Raw genomic sequence first — 22751 nt, forward strand, 5'->3', positions numbered from 1 at the left:
CTCAATAATTTTTACTAAATATTTTAATGACCTCCATACTTGCTTAATGTTTGTTTTATACCATTACGGATGTAAGCAAATAAAAATAAACCAAAACAAATGGAGGGTCCAACACATGGCAATTCAAAAGTTGTGGAAAAAAGGCTTAATTGGTGCATTAGCCATTTCCATGTTGGCAGCTTGTTCAGACAGTTCATCAGGTACAAATGAGGTAAAGGAAGATGTAACGCTTGAAGAAATTACGACAAAAGCAAAGGAAGAGGGGGCTGTCAATTCTGTTGGTATGCCTGATACATGGGCGAACTGGGTGGAGACTTGGGAGGAGCTAGGAACTGAATATAGCATTAAACACAAAGATACAGATATGTCGAGTGCTGAAGAATTAGCTAAGTTTGAAGCAGAGAAAGATGATGCTACAGCAGATATTGGTGATGTAGGGATTGCTTTTGGTCCGATTGCTAAGGACAAGGGCCTCACATTACCATACAAAACTTCTTATTGGGAAGAGATACCTGATTGGGCAAAAGACAATGAAGGCCATTGGATTGTAGGCTATACAGGAACTATTTCATTTTTAACAGATAAAAATAATGTAAAAGATGCTCCGAAATCGTGGGAGGATTTAAAAAATGGCAATTATACAGTCAGTATTGGAGATGCATTAACAGCTAACCAAGCACAGTTTGCCATTTTAGCTGCTGCCATGGCTTTTGGTGGAGATGAGTCCAATATTCAACCCGGGATTGATTTTTTTGCAGAGTTAGCGAAGCAAGGTAGATTACAGGGTGACCCATCTGTCGCAAATTTAGAAAAGGGAGAAATTGATGTCGCTATCTTATGGGATTTTAATGCATTAGGCTATCGTCACCAAATTGATGAGGAACGTTTTGATGTAGTGATACCGAAAGAGGGTTCTGTTACTTCGGGCTATGCAACGATCATTAATAAGTATGCTAAAAACCCACATGCAGCCATGCTAGCACGTGAATATATTTTATCTGATGCAGGTCAAGAAAATTTAGCAAAAGGCTATGCAAGACCAATTCGAGACAAGGTGGACCTACCACAGGATGTAAAAGATTTATTGTTACCAGCTGATATGTATAACAATGCTCAACCAGTAAACGATCAAAAGAAATGGGAAGATACAACAAAGCAAATTCCACAATTATATCAGGAGCAGGTGTTAATCCATGCAAAATAAGAAAGTAGTTTTAATTGTCGTTGATGCACTACGCTTTGATACTGCTTGTTCCCATATGGGATTTTTACACCATTTAGTAGAGCGAAAGGTAGCAGCCCGCTATAAAATTTGTTCGGAGGTTCCTGCGTTATCTAGACCATTATATGAAACCATTTTAACAGGGACACCCCCAATTGTTCATGGTGTCACAAGTAATATGACCGTCCGTTTATCGACTCAAAAAAGTGTCTTTCACGTTGCAAAGGAACACGGATTGTCTACAGCAGCCTCAGCCTATTATTGGGTAAGTGAACTTTATAACAGAGCGCCATTTAACCATATGGCTGACAGAATTCAACTGGATACATCCTTACCAATTGACAATGGATTGTTCTATTTTGAGGATCATTATCCGGATAGTCATGTATTTGCAGATGCAGCCTGGTTAATGGATGAAAAGCAGCCTGATTTCCTTTATATTCATCCGATGAATGTTGATGATGATGGTCATAAATTTACTGCGGATTCCGCACAATATCGCAATCGTGTTTTAGCGATGGATGCCATATTATCATTATTCATTCCAAAATGTATGGCACAAGGGTATGAGGTCATTGTTACAGCTGATCATGGCATGACGAGTGATGGCAATCATGGAGGAACAACGGATGAGGATCGTTATGTTCCACTGTTTGTAATCGCCGATTCTGTCAAGGCAGGGATAAATGAGGGTGTTGTTTCCCAATTACAAATTGCACCACTATGCTGTCATTTATTGAAGATGGAGCCTACTGATGAAATGGTGCCACTTTTACTTGAAGGTGTATATACAGCAAAAGAGGTTTAAATCATAATAGTCGCTCCTGTTAGGCTAGAGCGACTATTATCCCCTTGGGCAGCAGTAATTATAGAAAGAAGTGATTGTGTTGATATCGAAGCGGCAATCCATTGCCTGGCTTTCTCCTTTTCTAGTATTACTATTATTATTTTTCCTTGTCCCTTTATTGTATATGCTCATAACTAGCTTTCAAAATAGTGATGGCTTCACGCTAACGCAATACAAGGCTGTCTTTACGAACGGCTATATTTTACAAGGTTTTAAAAATAGTATTACCTTATCCATCATTTCAGCTATTATCGCGTTAATGGTTACATTGTTCGCGGTCTATGCGATGATGAAGTTTTCTGAGCCAGTGAGAGAGAAAATTTTAATACTAACAAATTTAACATCTAATTTTTCGGGTATTCCGTTAGCTTTTGCCTTTATCGTGTTACTTGGCAACAGTGGTTTATTTACACTGTTATTTGAAAAATGGGATATCGATGCACTGTCATCATTTTCACTTTATAGTTGGGGTGGCCTTTTATTAATTTATATTTACTTTCAGCTTCCACTATCGCTTATGCTGTTATATCCGATTTATGATGGAATCCAGCAGCAGTGGAAGGAGGCAGCTGCACTTTTAGGGGCATCCAGTTGGCAGTTTTGGAGGAAAATTGGTCTACCCGTGATGCTTCCAGGGATTGTCGGAACTTTTAGTGTATTATTTGCTAATGCTATGGGTGCGTATGCCTCAGCCTATGCACTGACTAGCAGTAATTACAATTTAGTGGCGATTCGTATTGGCTCATTAATTAAAGGTGATATCTTTGCCCAACCAGAGCTAGCAAGTGCAATTGCGGTCATTTTAGCCGTATCGATGGTAACGGCGATGTTAATTAGTGAGTGGAGCATCTCAAACACAAGGAGGAAGCTTAAATGAAAAAGCGAGGCTTGGCTGATTTATTTTTCCTCCTGTTAATGGGGTATCTTATATTGCCCGTTCTAGCAACGATGCTCTACGCTTTCGCATCAAAATGGAATTCAACTATATTACCAGAAGGATTTACATTAAAATGGTTTTCCACATTGTTTCAGGATAGTGAATTTATTCAGGCATTTGGACGTTCAGTATTGCTAGCAGGTGGTGCTGTTAGTATCGCACTCCTCGTTATTGTGCCAGCCATCTTCGTTATTGTCTTGTACTTTCCAACGTATGAAAAATGGATACAGATGGCCGTTGTCATGGTCTATTCTTTCCCAGGAATCATTTTAGCGGTTGGGCTTATCCGTGTTTATAGTCAAATAGGGATACCGATGATTTTCGTTGTTCTAGGGGCCTATGTTGTTGGAATTCTACCTTATATCTATCAGGGCACACGAAATAGTTTGCGAAATATAGATGCAAGGCAGCTTCTTGATGCAGCTCAATTACTTGGGGCATCTAAAAGGCAAGCGTTCACAAAAATTTTACTGCCTACTGTTTATCCAGGCTTATTTGCAGGTGCGCTGTTATCTTTCTCTGTTTTATTTGGTGAATTTGTCTTAATTAATCTTGTTGTTGGCTCTCGCTTTGAAACAGTTCAAATTTATTTAATGAAAAAACTTAGTACTAGTGGACATATTGCTAGTGCAGTAGTTTTCATTTATATCGTGCTGATGGGTTTATTAACATTTGTCATTGCTTTAGTAACGAAACGATCGAAAGGTGCTACAAATCTATGAGTTATCTTGTTATTGAAGGGCTTCATAAAAACTATGGGTCATCAACTGTTTTATCGAATATTAATATGAAAATTGACAAAGGTGAATTTATTACTTTATTAGGGCCAAGTGGCTGTGGAAAGAGTACGATTCTTCGCATTGTCGCAGGCTTGACAGATGCATCGGCAGGGCTTATTTCCATTGAAGGCAAAGATATGAATGGTGTACAACCTAAGGATCGCCAAGTAGGGATGGTTTTTCAATCCTATGCACTTTTTCCGAATATGACCGTGCAAGAAAATGTCGCCTTTGGCTTACGTATGCAAAAGGAGAATTCAGTTGATTTAGAAAAACGCGTTCAAGATATGCTGGAGCTTGTTCATTTAAGTGAAAAAGCCCACGCATATCCGAAAGAACTATCGGGAGGTCAACAACAACGTGTTGCACTAGCACGAGCTTTAATTGTTCGACCTAAAGTGTTGTTATTAGACGAGCCACTGAGTGCGCTAGATGCTCAAATACGAAAGAAGCTTCAAACAGATTTACGAGCCATTCAACGGAAGCTCAATATGACGATGATTTTAGTAACGCATGATCAGGAAGAGGCCATGGCTGTTTCAGACAGAATATTTGTAATGAATAATGGCAGTATTGCGCAAAGTGGGACACCAACTGAGATTTATACAAAACCTGATAATGAATTTATTGCTAATTTTATCGGGCATTATAATGTTTTTTCCCGACAGGTATTAGAGCGAATGCTCGGAGAATCTTTACCAGAAACCTCCCGTAAATTTGCGATTCGTCCAGAAGCTCTGCATTTCGATAAAAGAAACGGCGATCTGTCTATAACAGGAACAGCGAGACAATCATTAATGAGTGGCAATATCATTCGAACAACATTTGAGGGAGAAACCATATTTACAATGGAGCAACTGCATCAACAGGGTGATTCAATTGAAATGGGAACAACCTATAAGTGTTATGTCGCAAAAGAAGATGTGATTGCATTATCATGACTTACGCAAAACTAGAAAGATTTGAATTTATCTTAAAACAATTAGAGCGGGAAGGGAAAATTATTGTTGCGAATATTGCTGATGCGCTTCAAGTAGCCCCTGAAACAATACGCAGAGACTTTGATGAATTAGAGCAACAGCGATTATTAACAAGAGTGCATGGAGGAGCTATTAAATATACGAACGTGCGGAATGAGCCTGCCTTTTTGCGTAAGCTTCAAATGCAAAAAGAGGCTAAGCGTCAAATTGCTCGCATGGCCGCAAAACGTATTGGTGATGGAGATACGATAGCCATTGATACGGGGACGACAACGGTCCATATTGCAGATTTTCTACTGGCTGTTGACGATATAACAGTTGTTACGAACTCGATTGCAGCAGCTGTCCAGTTCAATTTAGCAATAGAAGAAAGGCGCATGACGGGGAAGGTTATTTTACTAGGAGGTACTGCGAATCCTCGACAATCCTCTGTCGCAGGCGCTATGACTTTGGAAATGTTAGATAATATGAATTTTGACAAAGCATTTATCTCATGTGGCGGCATTAGTGAGGGTGTCGTGTATGATTATGATTTAGATGAATCTCTTATTTCAAAAAAAATGCAAAAGCATAGTAAGGTTAATTATTTATTAGCGGATGCATCAAAGATTAATGGAAAATCATTTTTCCAAATCTGTCATCTTGAAGAATGTACGGAAATTTTTTGTGAAAGTACTTGTCCATTAGAGTGGCAGGCTTATGAAGAAAAATGGACGGTATGTAATGGAGGGAAAAGTTGATGACTATTGATTATCATGTACATTTAGAAGAGGGTCCTTATTCATCGCGCTGGCTAGAGCGTACATCACAGGCGCTTGAGTTCTTTCAATGTGTGGATGCATCTGCACAAGGTTCAAAGGAGCAAATGACCTATCAACTTCAGAGGTTAACAAAGAGGGTTCAAAATGGCTGTTATAGTGAGGAATGGTTAGATTTATATCTTCAGCAAGCAAAGCGGCTTGGATTACGTGAGGTAGGCATTGTTGATCACTTATATCGTTTTAAGGAGACGCGCGCTTATTTCGAGCGCTTTATGAAGTTGGACGATAGTGAGATTGGTCAATTACAGCAATATTGGCTGGATCGTGTCATGACAGAAAATATCGATTCTTTTGTCTCTACCATTCAGCAGGCGAAGGAAAAATGGCACCAAGAAGGAATTGCCTTAAAACTAGGTATAGAGGCAGATTATTTTATAGGTGGGGAGATGGAACTAACTTCATTATTAGCAGACCACCCATGGGATTATGTCATCGGTTCAGTCCATTTTGTGGATGGATGGGGCTTTGATAATCCCCAAACAGAACATCTATTTGAACAAATGAATCCGCAAGCATTACAAGAAAATTATGAACGATTCTTTATGACTGTTGAAAACATGATTCAGTCCAAACTATTTGATTTTGTTGCCCATCTTGACAACTTTAAAGTATTTAATTATCAGGTAGAGGATCAGGCTTTTCTGAAAGTTTGGTATGAGCGTATCGCACAAGCTTTAACGTCAACCCAAACTGCCACTGAGATCAATGCCGGCTTGTATTATCGTTATCCTGTAAAAGAAATGTGCCCTGGCCCTCGTTTTTTACAAACCTTACTTGATTATGGGGTTATTTTTACTGTATCCTCAGATGCCCATTTCCCTGATGATTTAGGAAAATATACATTTGCCAATACGGACTTGCTCAAGAGTCATGGGGTTCAATCTCTTGTCTCTTTTGAACAACGCATTAAAAAATTTATAGAAATATAGATACTGGAGAAGGCACTAAAGTTTTATATTAGTGTCTTTTATGGGTGCTACATATGTACAATCTAGTGCGCATACAAATGAATAAATTCATTTTTACTAGAGAGGCGATCGAATTGTCATACCTACAGGAACAACCTTTTTTGCCTATTGTTATACAGTCAGGACAGCATGCCTACGGGGTAGCCCGTTCTTTTTATGAAGCTTATCATATTAAGAGCCTTGTTATTGAGCCAGCTAGAGAGCGAGGGAATTTCCGATCACTTTTCTCCGGTGGTGCACAGGGCATCGCCACTCAAAATAGTGGTATCCTCGAATTTCAATATGTAGAGCATTTAGATGACCCTCACTATTTTGTGCAAGCGCTGCAGATGCTGGCGAAGCAGTTTCAGCATCAACGATTGATTTTATTAGTGTGTGACTGCTTATACGCAGAGCTAATCATTCAAAATAAAGAGGAGCTAGAAAAATATTTTATTTTACCCTATATCGACCAAGCTTTGCTAAAGAAGGTTCAAACGAAGGAAAAATTTTATCAACTTTGTGACTTATATAAGTTAAAATACCCCCAAACAGTGACTGTAACAAAGGAACAACAGACAAACTGCGTTATACCATTCCACTACCCAATCATTATTAAACCTTCTAATTCTGTGGCGTACTCTAGCTGCTCCTTTCCTGAGAAGAAAAAAATTTATCTTGCCCATAATGACAGTGAGGTGCAAAAGATTGTTCACTGTATTTATCGCTCAAGCTATCAAGATTCCTTAATTTTACAAGAGTTTATCCCCGGTGATGATTCGTTCATTCGTGTGTTAGATGTTTATGTAGGGAGGGATAAAACAGTGAAATTGATGTGTTTAAGCAATAAGCTATTTGAGGACCCCTCTCCGCAAAACAAGGGCATCTCTTTAGCTGTCATGACCGATTATGATGAACAATTGATGGATACAATACGGCATCTGTTGGAGGACATTGGTTATACGGGCTTTGCCAATTTTGATATGAAATATGATCCGCGAGATGGGGAGTACAAGTTATTTGAGCTGAATTTACGAGCCGGTTCTTCCAGCTATTATGTGACAGCGAGCGGCCATAACTACATGCAATATGTAGTGGATGATTATCTATTCCACATCCCGCTTGAACGAACATATGTCCAAACTAAGCATTTGTGGTCACTACTGCCTCCCAGAACCTTATATAAATGTATGGGGAATGAAAAATTAAAAATGGAAGCAAAACGTTTAGTGAAACAAGGTCAATATACAAATGCTTTATTTTATAAAGAGGATATGAGTATGAAGCGTTGGATTAAGCTGAAATTATACGATGGATACTTATATATCAAGCATAGGAAGTATTTTATTAATCGGGACGTTTAGCGCCTAATAGATAATAGAACTTGAAAATGGACGAATCAATCCTTTCAGCTACTTGTAATTAAGTCGAAACCACGACATTTGAAGCGCAAGCCTTGTAGGAAGTATCAACTATTCAGTATAATAGTAAGATGGAAATTCAAGTGCATGGATTTCGTTTGAAAGGAGTTACCTGATTGCGATGAATGAGGAACAACGCTTAGCTAATCAACAGGTCAATCAACCAAAAAAAGAAGACAAGCCTGAAAAGGATTACAGTAAATATTTTGAGAAGGTCTTTACGGCACCTTCCTTAAAAGATGCTAAAAAACGTGGCAAAGAAGATGTGAAATACCATAAGGATTTTAGCATTGACGAACAATTTGCAGGAATGGGTAAAGATCGTACTTTTTACATTCGTACTTATGGCTGCCAAATGAATGAGCATGACACAGAAGTAATGGCTGGTATTTTTATGCAGCTGGGTTACACACCAACTGAAATAATTGAAGAGGCTGACGTGGTCTTGCTGAATACATGTGCCATTCGAGAAAATGCTGAAAACAAAGTATTTGGAGAACTTGGTTTCCTGTTGAAATATAAACGAAAAAACCCAGAGATGCTAATCGGGGTTTGTGGCTGTATGTCGCAAGAGGAATCTGTTGTTAATAAAATTTTAAGAAGCTATCCACATGTCGATATGGTTTTTGGAACGCACAATATTCACCGCCTACCAAACATTCTTAAGGAAGCTTACATGTCGAAAGAGATGGTCGTAGAAGTTTGGTCAAAAGAAGGCGATGTGATTGAAAATCTGCCGAAAAAACGCCTTGGTTCCATTAAAGCATGGGTTAATATTATGTATGGTTGCGATAAATTCTGTACGTATTGTATCGTACCGTATACACGTGGAAAAGAGCGGAGTCGTCGTCCAGAGGAGATCATTGCTGAGGTTCGAGAGCTAGCGGCAGCGGGCTATCAAGAGATCATGTTGCTTGGTCAAAATGTCAACGCTTACGGGAAAGACTTTGAGGATATCGAATATCGTCTTGGTGATTTAATGGATGCTTTAAGAAAAATTGATATTCCAAGAATTCGTTTTACAACGAGTCACCCTCGAGATTTTGATGATCATTTAATCGAAGTACTTGCAAAACGTGGTAATTTAGTAGAGCATATTCATTTACCAGTACAATCTGGCTCTAATGACATTTTAAAAATTATGGCTCGTAAATATACACGTGAGCATTTCCTGACATTAGTAGAAAAAATTAAGGCTGCCATTCCTGAAGTAACATTAACGACAGATATTATTGTTGGCTACCCAAATGAAACAGAGGAACAATTCGAGGAAACGCTTTCCTTATACCGTGAAGTTGGCTTTGAGGCAGCATTTACGTATATATATTCTCCTCGTGAAGGGACACCGGCTGCAAAAATGGTCGATAATGTACCTGAAGAGGTGAAAAAGGAACGACTTCAACGTTTAAATGAAGTTGTGGGTGAGTATTCTCGTAAAGCCTTAGAGCGTTTAAATGGTGAGGTTGTCGAAGTGTTAGTTGAAGGAACAAGTAAACGACGAGATGATGTGCTTGCAGGCTATACACGTAAAAATCGTTTGGTCAATTTTAAAGGACCAGCAGAAGTAATTGGTCAATTAGTAAAGGTTAAAATTATCGAGACTACATCTTATTCACTTACTGGTGAGTTTTTGGAAGTCGTAAAAAATGAAAAGGTGGAAGCGTAAATGACACAAATCTTATACACAAAAGAAGATTTAATTAAAAAATCACATGAAATTGCACATATGATTGCAAATACACCAGAGGTTGAATTTTTCAAAAAAGCAGAAGCTCAAATCAATGAAAATCAACAAGTACGTGAACGAATTGCTAGTCTAAAAAGTTTACAAAAACAGGCTGTTAATTTCCAACACTTAGGGAAAGAAAAAGCGCTTAAAATGATTGAAGATAAAATTGCAAAAATCGAAGAAGAAATTAATGATATCCCAGTTGTTCAACAATTTAAAGAATCACAAGGCGATGTTAATGATTTATTGCAATTAGTATCGAATACAATCGCTAATAATGTAACAAATGAGATTATCCGCTCAACAGGCGGCGATGTGCTACGTGGTGAAACGGGTTCATATGTAGATAATTCTCAACCAGGTAGCTGTTCTTAACAGATTATAGAAGTAAAGCTCGAATGACAGCATTCGAGCTTTTTTATGTTCATTTCTATGGAGGAATGCTCATGCTATAGCAGTCTCTTTCTGAAAGAGTTCTAGAGGAATCATTTAATTCTCTAAAATATATGTTCACCCAATGGGCGCAACCTGCATATGATGGAGTGAAAAGAGTCGAAGGAGGAATTGCGCTGAAACGTTTACGACAAATCGTGACGAAAGCAGTAGTTGCCAAAGGGAAGAAGAGAACGGAAGAGCGTGTAACATTATCACCAACAAATAAACCGACAAGTATTTTAGGATGCTGGGTAATTAACCATACTTGCTCTGCTAAAAGAGTCGGGAAATTTGTAGAAGTAACAGGGAAATTTGATGTCAATGTATGGTATGCCTACAGTAATCATTCGAAGACAGCTGTGTTTTCGGAAACAATTCACTATAAAGACAAAGTGAAGCTTCACTATCGAGAAGGGGAAATTAGTGTTGGTGATGATGTTCGTGTACGGGTAATACAAGAACCAAATTGTATTGAAGCAGTTATTTCTTCATGTGGTACGAAATTTGAAATTGTAGTGGAACGTGAAGTGGTTGTGGAAGTAATGGGTGAAACAACAATTTGTATTAGTGTACATCCGCTAGATTATGAAGAAGACTGGAGCTTTAATGATGAGAGTTCATCATCCTCATCCTCATCTAGCTCGAGCTCAAGCTCATCTTCAAGCTCTGATGGAGAAGGTAGGTATGTATTAGAGTCATCATCGTTTCCTGATGAACGACCAAGATAATTTTAGAAACCATCATTTTTCGATACATGCGAAACGCTAGCATCTTAAAAAAGGTGAATGAAGCGTTTCGCATGTATCTTTTGTTATAATAAAAGTATCTATAGGTAAGAGCGAGGTAAATATTTATATGACAACATATACACCAATGATGCAACAGTATCTGCAGGTTAAGGAAGATTACAAGGATGCCTTTTTATTTTTTAGATTAGGTGACTTTTATGAAATGTTTTTTGAGGATGCCATCAATGCCTCACAAATTTTAGAAATTACATTAACGAGCCGAGATGCAGGGGCAAAAGAGCGAATTCCCATGTGTGGTGTGCCGCATCATTCAGCTAAAAATTATATTGAAACACTTGTGCAAAAAGGCTATAAAGTGGCCATTTGTGAACAAACGGAAGATCCAAAGCAAGCAAAAGGCGTGGTCAAACGTGAAGTGGTTCAACTCATCACACCAGGTACAATTATGGAAGGTAAGACACTTGAAGGGAAATCCAATCATTTTATTGGAGCAGCCGAACAACTGGATGACACAACATTTGGCTATGCATATCTAGATTTATCAACAGGTGAAGCCGTGGCTTCTTCCATTGAAGGCGATGGCAAAGCATTATTAATGCAAATGCAGGCCTATGGTATTCGTGAACTTATTGTAACGGATAGTTTACAGCTATTGTTAGCAGAACATGCTGCAAATGCTGCCATTGTACTGTCAGTGGAAGCCGATGAAATGACGATGGATAAAGCAGCTAGCTATGTAGAAGCTGTTCCGCCAGCCTTACAAATTTCATGCCTTCGATTATTGGCCTATATAGATAAAACACAAATGCGTTCGTTATCACATATTCAAGCATTTACGTTTAATGAAATGAAGCATTATTTACGCATTGATTCTAGCTCAAAGCGGAATTTAGAGCTCATTCAATCCATTCGCGGTGGAGATCAAAAAGGGACACTGTTATGGTTACTCGATGATACCGTCACAGCAATGGGTGGCCGTAAATTAAAACAATGGCTACATCAGCCGCTTGCCACACGCTCAGCTATTGAGTCTAGACTAGCGATTGTGACTGATTTATTGGAAGAATATTTTGTTAGAACAGAGTTACAAACTGCCTTAAAACAGGTATATGATTTAGAGCGTCTAGCTGGTCGAGTTGCTTTTGGCAATGTAGGTGGCCGTGATTTAGCACAATTACGAGATTCGTTGCGCCAAGTGCCAGCTATTCAGCAGCAGCTAATGGGTGCAGGTAAGGAGACCCTCCAACAAATAGGGGTAGCACTCGATACATGTACAGATGTTGTGGAACTTTTAGCAAAAGCCATAACGGACAATCCACCTATTACCATTAAAGAAGGTGATGTGATTCGAGACGGCTATCATGGACGATTAGACGAGCTTCGATATGCCGCCCGTAATGGTAAGGATTGGATCGCTCAGTTGGAGCAAGAGGAGCGACTAAAAACAGGCATTAAAAACTTAAAAATAGGCTATAATCGCATCTTTGGTTATTATATTGAAATTACTAAATCTAATATTCATTTAGCGGATTTAACTCGTTATGAACGTAAACAAACGCTTGCTAATGCAGAGCGCTATATCACACAGGAACTAAAAGAAAAAGAAGCGTTGATTTTAAATGCTGAGGAAGAAAGCCTAGCACTAGAGTATAACTTATTTGTAGAAATTCGAGATGCATTAAAGGAATTTATTCCACGTGTACAGGCACTGGCAGCGAGCATAAGTGAGTTAGATGTTTTGCTAAGCTTTGCTAGCATCTCAGAAAAATATCGTTTTACAAAACCACAATTCCATAACGGACGAGCGCTCGAAATAATTGAGGGTCGCCATCCTGTTGTGGAAAAGATGTTAAACAAGCAAATGTATGTACCAAACGATTGTGTGCTAGAGGAGCAGAACAACATGATGCTTATTACGGGACCAAATATGTCTGGTAAAAGTACCTACATGCGTCAGGTAGCATTAATTGTCGTCATGGCACAAATGGGCTGCTATGTACCTGCTGAAAAGGCTAAGCTACCTATCACTGACCAAATTTTCACTCGCATCGGAGCAGCTGATGATTTAGCAGCTGGGCAATCAACATTTATGGTGGAAATGCTTGAGTCTCAACACGCCATTATGCATGCCACAAAAAACAGTTTAATGTTATTTGATGAAATTGGGCGAGGAACCTCTACTTATGATGGGATGAGTTTAGCTCAATCCATGATGGAGTATATTCATGACAAAATCGGTGCCAATACGTTGTTTTCTACGCATTATCATGAATTAACAGCTCTTGAAAAGGATTTGCCACGCTTACAAAATGTCCATGTGGCAGCTACCGAAAAAAATGGCATGGTTGTCTTCCTGCATAAGGTGAAAAAAGGCGCTGCTGATAAATCATACGGTATTCATGTGGCACAATTGGCGCAGCTACCAGAAGAAATTTTGGCAAGAGCTCGTGTGCTATTGGAAAACTTTGAGGCTGGGAACGAAGTAGTGGCTGAAGCACAGAAAATAGCAGAACCACCACTGCAAATGTCTTTATTTACTGAAGAAGAGCCAATGGCACCAGCTGAGGCAGAGGTACTAAAAAAATTAGAGAAAGTTAATATTTTAGGAACTTCACCGATGCAGGCGATGAATATTTTATATGAGTTACAGCAAGAGTTATTAAACATGAAAAAATAAAGGAGTGATACGTTAGTGGGAAACATACAAATTATGGACGAATGGCTCTCCAATAAAATTGCAGCAGGAGAAGTAGTTGAAAGACCAGCTTCAGTTGTCAAAGAGCTAGTAGAAAATGCTATTGATGCGGGAAGTACGTCCATTGATGTTTTTTTACTAGAAGCGGGTCTCACTTCCATTCAAGTAATTGATAATGGTAGCGGTATGGATGAAGAGGATGCTATTATGTCATTCTCTCGCCATGCAACGAGTAAAATTCATCAAGAACATGATTTATTTCGTATTCGTACATTGGGCTTCCGTGGTGAGGCATTAGCATCTATTGCTTCTGTTTCAAAAATGACTCTAATTACATCGAACGGTGAATCTGGTACACATTTAGAGCTGGAGGGTGGTCATATGTTGACGCATAAGCCCGGCCCTTTACGTAAAGGTACAGATCTGACGGTATCACAATTGTTTTTTAACACACCTGCTCGCTTAAAATATATGAAAACTATTCAAACTGAGCTTGGGCACACAATTGACTTAATGAATCGTCTTGCCCTTAGTAATCCGCAAATTGCTTTTAGATTACTGCATAATGGTCAAATATTGCTCCAAACAAACGGACGAGGAGATGTGCAACAAGTGCTTGCTGCCATTTATGGAGTACATAATGCCAAGAAGATGGTGTCCTTCCAAGGAGAGTCACACGATTATCGTATTTCCGGCTATGTGACCCTACCAGAGGTAACTCGTGCTTCAAAAAATTATATGTCTCTATTCGTCAATGGGCGCTGGGTTAAGCATTATTTAGTACAAAAAGCCATTGTTGATGCCTACCATACGTATTTACCAATTGAACGTTTTCCCATTGTGGTGCTTTATATTGAGGGAGATCCATATTTGACAGATGTCAATGTGCATCCTGCTAAACATCAAATTCGTTTAAGTAAGGAGCCAGAGCTTTTAAAATTAATCGAAGAAACTATTCGTGAGAGAATACGTAGCGTTATTCGTGTACCACAAATGGAGAAAAAAGAAAAAATCGTCAAACCAGCTACAGAGCAATTAAATATTTGGAAGCCTGCACCTAAGATAGATGTGGAGAAAATGAACGCAATTGTAGAGAAGTTATATGATGTGCAAACCATTCGAGAAAACCAACGAGAAACTCCAGTAGAGCCAGAGCCTGTTTCTACTATTGTAAAGGATTATGGGCAGACAACTCCGTCATTAGAGGCTGAAGAAATAGAAGAAATAACTATTACCGAGCAACATGAGGATTTAGTAGATGAAACGGGTAAGGAACCGTTCCCTGAGCTGGAAGTAGTAGGGCAAATCCATGGCACATACATTGTCGCCCAAATGGAGGATGGTTTTTATTTAATTGATCAACATGCTGCACAAGAGCGCATTAAATATGAATTTTTCCGGGAAAAGGTTGGTCAAGTTAATCCACATGAACGTCAGGCATTACTGCTGCCACTAACATTCCACTATGCGGCTGATGAGGCACTTTTATTACGAGAACACAAACAAGAGTTAGAAGCAGTAGGCGTATTTTTAGAGGAATTTGGACAATCTTCCTTTGTAGTACGAGAGCACCCTAGTTGGTTCCCTCAAGGTGAGGAACAGGAAATCATTGAAGATTTAATTGAACAGGTGCTGACGACTAAAAAGGCAGATATTAAAAAATTACGTGAAGCCGCAGCGATTATGATGAGCTGTAAAAAATCTATCAAAGCCAATTATTATTTAACGAAAGAACAAATGGAAATTTTGCTTAGAGATTTACGCAAGGCTGATAATCCATTTACATGTCCACATGGACGTCCAGTGCTAATTCATTTTACATCGTATGAAGTGGAAAAAATGTTCAAACGAGTCATGTAGTGAAGAGGGGGAAAATAATGGGCGAATTTATTTTAGCGATTGATCAAGGCACAACAAGCTCAAGAGCTATCTTATTCAATAAAAAAGGTGAAATTATTCATGTAGCACAAAAGGAGTTTCAGCAAATTTTTCCAAAGGCTGGTTGGGTAGAACATAATGCCAATGAAATTTGGGGTTCGGTCCTTTCAGTAATTGCAACCGTCTTAACAGAAAGTGGGCATGATGCTAGCGAGGTCCATGCTATTGGAATAACGAATCAGCGAGAAACAACTGTTGTGTGGGATAAACATACAGGACAGCCTATTTACAACGCCATTGTCTGGCAGTCGCGTCAAACGCAGGAAATCGTGAATGACCTGAAAGAACAAGGGCATGAGGAGCTTTTTCAGCAAAAAACGGGATTACGTCTAGATGCTTATTTTTCAGCCACAAAAATTAAATGGATATTAGATCATGTAGAGGGCGCCCGTGAAATGGCTGACAATGGAGATTTATTATTTGGCACGATTGATTCTTGGATTGTTTGGCGATTATCAAAGGGAAAGGCTCATGTTACCGATTATTCAAATGCAGCTCGAACATTACTATACAATATTCATGAATTACAATGGGATGCGGAACTTTGTCAGTTATTAGATATTCCGATGTCGATGCTTCCTGAAGTGAAAAATTCATCAGAAATTTACACTGAGACGGCAGCAAGTATTTTCTTTGGTGAAAACATTCCGATTGCAGGTATTGCTGGTGATCAGCAGGCGGCCCTTTTTGGGCAAACTTGTTTTACAAAAGGCATGGCCAAAAACACTTATGGTACAGGCTGCTTTATGTTATTGAATACAGGAAAACAGGCTGTAAAATCGAAAAATGGGTTATTGACGACAATTGCTTGGGGAATAGATGGTAAAGTGACCTATGCATTAGAGGGAAGTGTTTTCGTAGCAGGCTCAGCGATTCAATGGCTACGAGACGGACTACGTATGATTCGGACAGCAGAGGATTCTGAAACCTATGCTAAAAAAGTAGCCGATACGGATGGCGTCTATGTTGTACCTGCCTTCGTTGGACTAGGTACACCTTATTGGGATACAGATGCTCGTGGTGCCATTTTTGGGCTAACGCGGGGCACTTCTAAAGAACATTTCATCCGTGCGACACTTGAATCATTAGCCTATCAAACGAAGGATGTACTCGATGCTATGGAAGTAGCAGCCGGGGCACCTATTGAAGTACTCCGTGTAGATGGTGGTGCGGTAAAAAATGAGTTATTGATGCAATTCCAAAGTGATATATTACAGTTGCATGTTGAGCTGGCAAAGCTCAATGAATCAACGGCATTAGGTGCAGCTTATTTAGCAGGACTTGCTACAAATTTTTGGCCAAATCAAGAGGTTTTATCAGCACTGAGGGTAAATGGTCAAACCTACCAGCCGAAAATGGAAAAAGACCAAGCGACAGCTCATTATGCTGGCTGGCAAAGAGCTGTAGAGGCAACACGAATTTTTAAATCTTAGCTATTGGGGGAAAAAGGTATGTTTTCATATGAGCATCGTCCAAAAATTTTATATTATTTAGAGCACTATAGTTTTGACGTTTTAGTCATTGGTGGAGGCATTACGGGTGCAGGTATTGCTCTGGATGCTGCCTCAAGGGGATTGTCCGTTGCATGTATCGACATGCAGGATTTCTCTGCCGGAACATCGAGTCGGTCGACTAAACTCATCCATGGTGGACTACGATATTTAAAGCAATTTGATGTAGGAGTTGTAGCAGAGGTGGGACGTGAACGTGAAATCGTCTATGACAATGCTGTTCATGTGACAACACCAGAAAAAATGCTTTTGCCTTTATATAAAAAGGGTTCCCTTAGCCCAATGACAACATCTCTAGCCTTAAAAGTTTATGACCGTTTAGCAGGTGTCAAAAAACAGGAACGTAGAACAATGCTAAATGCGCAAGAAACCTTAGCATTAGAACCTTTACTCAATCAAGAAGGACTTGTCGGTGGAGGCTATTATGTTGAATATCGTACCGATGATGCGCGTCTTACGATTGAAGTATTAAAAAAGGCTGTTGAATATGGGGCACTTTGTCTTAATTATGCGGAGATGAAGGAATTTATCTACGACAAGAAAAAGCTAATTGGAATTAAAGTAGAAGATCATTTAACAGGACGCATTTTGAATGTACACGCTGCACAAATTGTTAATGCTACAGGTCCGTGGGTAGATGATGTACGTCAAAGGGATAAAGTAGCTGATAATAAGCAATTACGGTTGACGAAGGGTGTTCATATTGTCCTAAATCAAAAAGATTTTCCATTAAAGCAAGCAGTTTATTTCGATATTGCTGATGGACGTATGGCATTTGCTATTCCGCGTGATGGTAAAACCTATGTAGGTACAACGGATACTGTCTTCGAGGGCAATCCAGTACATCCTGTTGCAACACAGCAAGATGTGGACTATTTAATAGAGGCGGCAAAGAAAGTATTTCCTACAGCCAATATTACGAGAGCTACTATTGAATCATCGTGGGCAGGCGTTCGTCCATTGATTTATGAAAAAGGAAAGAATCCTTCAGAAATTTCAAGAAAAGATGAAATTTGGACGGCTCCGAGTGGTTTAATGACGATAGCAGGTGGCAAGTTAACAGGCTACCGACAAATGGCAGAATCGATTGTAGATAAAATTGTAAAAATCCGTCGTTATAAGCATGCGAGCGCATCCATAACTCGAGAGTTATCACTGTCAGGAGCAAAGGGGATTAATGCCATCAATTTCCCTGACTATATTGCCTATAAAGCTCGAGAAGGTGTTCAGTATGGTTTAAATTACGATGAAGCTAAGCAACTTGTTCAAAAATATGGCACGAATGTGGATGCTTTATTTGATCGCGTAAAATACTTACATGAGCATGGTAGTACAATGCCACTTACTTTACATGCGATGCTATTATATGGCTTAGAAGCTGAAATGGTCTATACGCCAAGTGACTTCTTTATTCGCCGTACTGGTATGCTGTATTTTGACATTGAAGCAGTCCAGCTTTATAAGCAACAAGTGCTTCAAGTGATGCAACAACACTTGAATTATACGGAGGAGCAACGAAATGCTTATATGGCTGAATTAGACCAAGCCATCTTGGATGCCACTATTTTCGTGAAAGAAGGGGAGTAAGCGATGGAGTGTTATATTCAAATGTCTGATGGCCATTTTGTATTCACACGAACATTAGAATCTAAAAAGCCTTGTATTGGACATATCCATATATTACATGGCATGGCGGAGCATAGTGGTCGATATTTAAAATTTGCTTACACTCTTCAAAAAGCCGGCTATGTAGTGACGATGCACGATCATCGTGGACATGGTGAAACAGCTGCTTATAATGGAACTTTAGGCTTTTTTGCTGAAAATAACGGCTTTGAACGTGTTGTAGAAGATGCACATGAAGTAATGACTCAATTACATGCACCATTTGTCGACAAACCGTTCATTATTTTTGGTCATAGTATGGGCTCATTCATTACGAGACGCTATATCCAACGGTATGGGGAACAGGTAGACAATGTTGTGCTCTGTGGAACGGGTAATGTTACAGCTTTACACGCAATTGGTAATATCGTGTCCAAAGCTTTAGCCAAAGGTCTTGGTAAAGAGACAGAAAGCAGGCTTCTCAATCAATTAAGTTTTGGTAGTTTTAATAAGCAGTTTCCAAATCCGAAGACTGCCTATGATTGGTTATGCTCTGTACAGGTAGAAGTTCAAAAGTATATAGATGATCCATACTGTGGCTTTATTCCAACCAATCAATTTTTTGTAGATTTGACAACAGGCTTTTCAACCTTGAATCGCAAAAAAGAGATTGCCAAAGTAAGAAAGGATCTTCCAATACTTTTGATAAGCGGCAGTAAAGACCCTGTCGGTGAACAGGGACTAGGAGTGTACGCAGTGGCAGAACAATTAGCAACTGCTGGTGTGGAGGATGTCACTGTTTATTTATTTGAAGATAAAAGACATGAAATTTTAAATGAAGACAATCAAGAAGCAGTCTTTCAAGTATTATTACGGTGGTTAGAAAAATATGATAGAAAATAAATTACAGCAGGCTGAGGTCGTAGCAATTGTGGGACCAACTGCTTCTGGAAAAACAGCGTTAAGTATTGAACTTGCCAAAAAGTATAATGGAGAAATCATTAATGGTGACTCAATGCAAGTTTATAAAGGGCTAGATATAGGTACGGCGAAAATTACGGAAGAAGAGATGGAGGGAGTTCCTCATCATTTACTAAGTTTTCTGGAGCCGACAGCATCATTTTCAGTGGCCGACTATCAAAAGCTAGTAAGAGAGAAAATTGCAGACATACAAGCTCGTCATAAGCTACCGATTATCGTAGGTGGGTCAGGCTTATATGTACAAGCTGTTCTGTTTGATTTCCAATTTACTGATGAAAAAGTGGATGAGGCAGCACGTCAAGCCTATTATGATGAATTAGCGAAGCTTGGTCCCGAGGCAATGCACGATAAATTAAAACAACTAGACCCTCAAACTGCAGAAGCCATTCATCCAAATAATACACGTCGTGTCATTCGCGCATTAGAGATGCTAGAATTAAGCGGTGTATCGAAGGCAGCTGAAGCTCAAAATCGAGGCGAGGTACCTCTCTATAATCACTTGATTTTAGGGCTAGGTCAAAATATGTCACGAGAGGTGCTTTATGACCGTATTAACCGCCGTGTCGATTTGATGATGGAGAATGGTCTTTTAGAAGAGGTCCAAGGGCTATGGCAACAAAATATCCGGGGTGTGCAGTCTATACAAGCCATTGGTTATAAGGAATTATATGATTATTTAGATGGCAAATGTTCACTAGAAGGCGCCATAGACAGCTTAAAACAAAATTCTCGTCGCTATGCGAAAAGGCAACTTACTTATTTCCGCAATAAAATGGATGTCCATTTTGTGATGACAGGTGAACAATTATAAAATTAAAGAAAAATTTCTAAAAATTACTAATTGATAAATTGGTAGAACGTGCTACTATAGGAATGAAGAGGTAGAAAGTTAGTAGGGAGGCTATTTGATGAAATCAATCAACTTGCAAGATACGTTCTTGAACCAACTACGTAAAAACAGTGTTTTTGTAACTGTATTTCTATTAAACGGATTTCAGTTAAAAGGGACTGTGAAATCATATGATAATTTTACAGTTCTATTATTGGATGCTGATAATAAGCAGCACCTGATTTACAAGCACGCTATTTCTACATTCGTTCCAGCAAAACCAATAGAATTTTTAGAGACAGAAGCATAAAAAGATTGTTAAACAGTTAGTGTACTCCACACTGGCTGTTTTTTTTGCTTCAGGCTATAATGATAAAGGAAATAGATATTTGGAGGACGAGTTTGATGAAATCAATGGAAACAACACAATTATTAGAACTATTAGATGCAAATGAAGACCTATATATTATTGATGTTCGTGAAGAGGATGAAGTAGCACACGGCATGATTCCTGGCGCTCAGCATATCGCTCTTGGGACAATCCCAGAACGTCTAGAGGAATTAGATGAAACAAAGCCATATATTATCGTTTGTAAGGCTGGTGGCCGTTCAGCTAATGCTTGTTCTTATTTAGAAGCACAAGGATTTGATGTGACAAACCTAGAAGGTGGCATGTTAGCTTACGATGGCGAATTAGAATTTAAATAATGACATAATGAAAAAAGAAAGAGTGTATACTCTTTCTTTTTTCATGTGCTTATTTTTGGAGTGAATCCATGATGAGGCTAAAGTTTTTTTCAAAGTTCATGTACGGGTTCACATTTTTTTGCCCCCGAACCTTTGAAGCATAACTGGCAAAATTTAAACCAGCACCGTATATTTGTAAAGCGCCATTCGCCAGGTCTCCCTTTTTTAGAAGCTCAATGCCATCCTGTAAGAAATTTTCACTCTCATCGAAGTGACATTCCGCCATGTATTTATCTCCACTATAATATAATTTCAAATTTTCTATAATGACATACGCTGTTCCTTCACTGATGAAAGCATCAACATTCATTAATAACTGATTAATCGGTTTTACTAACTGCGCATATTGACTATCATAGTTTTCACAAGTCTCTGCAATAGCGTTTCTTAATTCTCTTGCGTGCACTCTAACTCCTCCTTAAAGAAAATTTTATCCTTACCTAATGAAGTAATTAGTGATTCATTTTCCCTTTATCTATAAAACATACTCTTTAATTTTCTGAAATATGTTACAATTATATCGGTGAAGGAGGGATTTGTATGTTTCGTTCAATAGCACCCCCAACAATGTCTTTACAGTAGAATCTACTGGTAAGGCATACAATAACAGTTTGCTCATTTTCAATAGATTCTACTGTGTAGGTTAATACTTATACGTAGAAAGTAGGAATTGTAATGAGCGGAAAATTAGCGTTTGTATTATCCATGATTATTTTTGGCGCAGTTGGTGTTTTTGCCAAGTATATACCTTTATCTTCAAGTGAAATCGCTTTTTGGATGAGCTTAATTGGTGCTTGTTTTTTGATAGTGATTTTTATTTATAAAAAGGAAAGCTTTACGAAAAGAAGTATTCTCAAAAATAAGTGGAAATTAGTACTTTCTAGTGTTGCCTTATGTGGGAATTGGATTTTTTTATTTCAGGCTTATAAAGAAACAACAATTGCTAATGCTGCACTTAGTTATTATGTTGCACCAGTACTCGTTATCTGTTTATCTCCAATTATCTTAAAGGAGAAGCTAGTTGGCAGAAAAATGATGTATGTCTGTGTGGCCCTTATCGGACTTTATTTGATTGTCCAAAGTCAAGGCACTGGGGACAGTAAACAATTTATTGGCATTGTCTACGGTCTTATCGCCGCATGCTTTTACACAGCTCTAACATTTACAAATAAATGTATAGGTAACATAAAAGAACCAGGAAATACATTAATTCAACTATCTTTAGCAGCATTTTTCCTTTGTTTTTATATACTTGGGACAACAGGATTTCAGGTCATGACAATCAGTTTTAAGTCAGTCTTACTATTAATAGTATTAGGTATTGTCCATGCAGGAGTTGGATTTTTATTGTTCTTTTGGGGCATGTCAAAGCTGAAAGGGCAAAGTATAGCCATCCTTAGCTATATAGATCCACTGACATCATTAGTCATTTCAACGATGTTTATTGGAGAAAAAATGACGCTACTACAACTAATAGGAGCGATACTATTATTAGGGTCAACATTGCTAAGTGAGCTAGAAAAAAATAGGTAGCCGAAGAAATGATACAAGTAACGCATTCAAATATTGACAGAAAAA

The 22751-nt window shown here is 38.7% G+C and carries 21 protein-coding genes; 20 read left to right on the forward strand and 1 reads right to left on the reverse strand.

Translation table 11 applies throughout. The annotated features are described in order from the left end of the window. The first annotated feature begins 115 nt into the window (after positions 1–115). The 19 genes from A2J09_RS01830 to A2J09_RS01920 all read left to right on the forward strand — a co-directional run bounded on the left by A2J09_RS01830 (position 116) and on the right by A2J09_RS01920 (position 21134). Positions 116–1204, forward strand: a complete 1089-nt coding sequence (locus tag A2J09_RS01830) for an ABC transporter substrate-binding protein (RefSeq protein WP_012293345.1) — start codon at positions 116–118, stop codon at positions 1202–1204. Then, a complete protein-coding gene (locus A2J09_RS01835) occupies positions 1194–2030 on the forward strand; it encodes an alkaline phosphatase family protein (RefSeq protein ID WP_012293346.1) in 837 nt (278 codons plus the stop codon). The genes A2J09_RS01830 and A2J09_RS01835 overlap by 11 nt, the downstream gene beginning before the upstream one ends. A gap of 70 nt (positions 2031–2100) precedes the next feature. Beyond that, positions 2101–2946, forward strand: a complete 846-nt coding sequence (locus A2J09_RS01840) for an ABC transporter permease (protein ID WP_012293347.1) — start codon at positions 2101–2103, stop codon at positions 2944–2946. After that, positions 2943–3728: an ABC transporter permease gene (locus A2J09_RS01845; RefSeq protein WP_012293348.1), complete on the forward strand. Its 786-nt coding sequence runs from the start codon at positions 2943–2945 to the stop codon at positions 3726–3728. Before A2J09_RS01840 ends, A2J09_RS01845 begins: the two co-directional genes overlap by 4 nt. After that, entirely contained in the window at positions 3725–4726 is a 1002-nt protein-coding gene (locus A2J09_RS01850) for an ABC transporter ATP-binding protein (protein ID WP_012293349.1), read from the forward strand. Before A2J09_RS01845 ends, A2J09_RS01850 begins: the two co-directional genes overlap by 4 nt. After that, positions 4723–5505, forward strand: a complete 783-nt coding sequence (locus A2J09_RS01855; protein WP_012293350.1) for a DeoR/GlpR family DNA-binding transcription regulator — start codon at positions 4723–4725, stop codon at positions 5503–5505. The genes A2J09_RS01850 and A2J09_RS01855 overlap by 4 nt, the downstream gene beginning before the upstream one ends. Further along, a complete protein-coding gene (locus tag A2J09_RS01860) occupies positions 5505–6515 on the forward strand; it encodes a histidinol phosphate phosphatase domain-containing protein (protein WP_012293351.1) in 1011 nt (336 codons plus the stop codon). Before A2J09_RS01855 ends, A2J09_RS01860 begins: the two co-directional genes overlap by 1 nt. 77 nt (positions 6516–6592) lie before the next feature. Next, the gene (locus A2J09_RS01865) at positions 6593–7897 is read left to right on the forward strand and encodes a carboxylate--amine ligase (protein ID WP_012293352.1); all 1305 of its coding nucleotides are present in this window, start codon (positions 6593–6595) and stop codon (positions 7895–7897) included. Between the two features lie 178 nt (positions 7898–8075). Next, positions 8076–9620, forward strand: coding sequence for a tRNA (N6-isopentenyl adenosine(37)-C2)-methylthiotransferase MiaB (gene miaB / locus A2J09_RS01870; protein ID WP_012293353.1), 1545 nt, complete (start codon positions 8076–8078; stop codon positions 9618–9620). Next, complete coding sequence (locus A2J09_RS01875; protein ID WP_012293354.1) at positions 9621–10058, forward strand: YlbF/YmcA family competence regulator; 438 nt, start codon at positions 9621–9623, stop codon at positions 10056–10058. It abuts the gene before it with no gap. Positions 10059–10189: 131 nt separating this feature from the next. Continuing rightward, complete coding sequence (gene cotE / locus A2J09_RS01880) at positions 10190–10846, forward strand: outer spore coat protein CotE (RefSeq protein WP_012293355.1); 657 nt, start codon at positions 10190–10192, stop codon at positions 10844–10846. Between the two features lie 127 nt (positions 10847–10973). After that, positions 10974–13544, forward strand: a complete 2571-nt coding sequence (mutS, locus tag A2J09_RS01885) for a DNA mismatch repair protein MutS (RefSeq protein ID WP_012293356.1) — start codon at positions 10974–10976, stop codon at positions 13542–13544. A 15-nt stretch (positions 13545–13559) separates the two neighbouring features. Beyond that, complete coding sequence (gene mutL / locus A2J09_RS01890; protein ID WP_036160973.1) at positions 13560–15422, forward strand: DNA mismatch repair endonuclease MutL; 1863 nt, start codon at positions 13560–13562, stop codon at positions 15420–15422. A 17-nt stretch (positions 15423–15439) separates the two neighbouring features. After that, complete coding sequence (gene glpK, locus A2J09_RS01895) at positions 15440–16933, forward strand: glycerol kinase GlpK (RefSeq protein WP_036160977.1); 1494 nt, start codon at positions 15440–15442, stop codon at positions 16931–16933. 18 nt (positions 16934–16951) lie between these two features. Next, positions 16952–18598 (forward strand): glycerol-3-phosphate dehydrogenase/oxidase, encoded by a 1647-nt coding sequence (locus tag A2J09_RS01900; protein ID WP_036160980.1) that lies wholly within the window; start codon positions 16952–16954, stop codon positions 18596–18598. Between the two features lie 3 nt (positions 18599–18601). Further along, a complete protein-coding gene (locus A2J09_RS01905) occupies positions 18602–19519 on the forward strand; it encodes an alpha/beta fold hydrolase (protein WP_036160983.1) in 918 nt (305 codons plus the stop codon). Continuing rightward, positions 19506–20408, forward strand: coding sequence for a tRNA (adenosine(37)-N6)-dimethylallyltransferase MiaA (miaA, locus tag A2J09_RS01910; RefSeq protein WP_012293361.1), 903 nt, complete (start codon positions 19506–19508; stop codon positions 20406–20408). The genes A2J09_RS01905 and miaA overlap by 14 nt, the downstream gene beginning before the upstream one ends. A 97-nt stretch (positions 20409–20505) precedes the next feature. Beyond that, on the forward strand, positions 20506–20736 hold the full coding sequence (hfq, locus tag A2J09_RS01915; protein WP_031419061.1) for an RNA chaperone Hfq: 231 nt from the start codon (positions 20506–20508) through the stop codon (positions 20734–20736). 95 nt (positions 20737–20831) lie between these two features. Continuing rightward, on the forward strand, positions 20832–21134 hold the full coding sequence (locus tag A2J09_RS01920) for a rhodanese-like domain-containing protein (RefSeq protein ID WP_025114024.1): 303 nt from the start codon (positions 20832–20834) through the stop codon (positions 21132–21134). A 49-nt stretch (positions 21135–21183) separates the two neighbouring features. Here the strand turns inward: A2J09_RS01920 and A2J09_RS01925 are convergent, their stop codons facing one another. Further along, positions 21184–21579, reverse strand: a complete 396-nt coding sequence (locus A2J09_RS01925; protein ID WP_012293363.1) for a hypothetical protein — start codon at positions 21577–21579, stop codon at positions 21184–21186. Positions 21580–21848: 269 nt separating this feature from the next. Here A2J09_RS01925 and A2J09_RS01930 point away from each other — a divergent pair, with 269 nt between their 5' ends. After that, on the forward strand, positions 21849–22706 hold the full coding sequence (locus A2J09_RS01930) for a DMT family transporter (protein WP_036160986.1): 858 nt from the start codon (positions 21849–21851) through the stop codon (positions 22704–22706). Positions 22707–22751: the final 45 nt, after the last annotated feature.

Origin of the sequence: Lysinibacillus sphaericus (assembly GCF_001629735.1) — a bacterium.
GTDB classification, from domain to species: domain Bacteria; phylum Bacillota; class Bacilli; order Bacillales_A; family Planococcaceae; genus Lysinibacillus; species Lysinibacillus pinottii.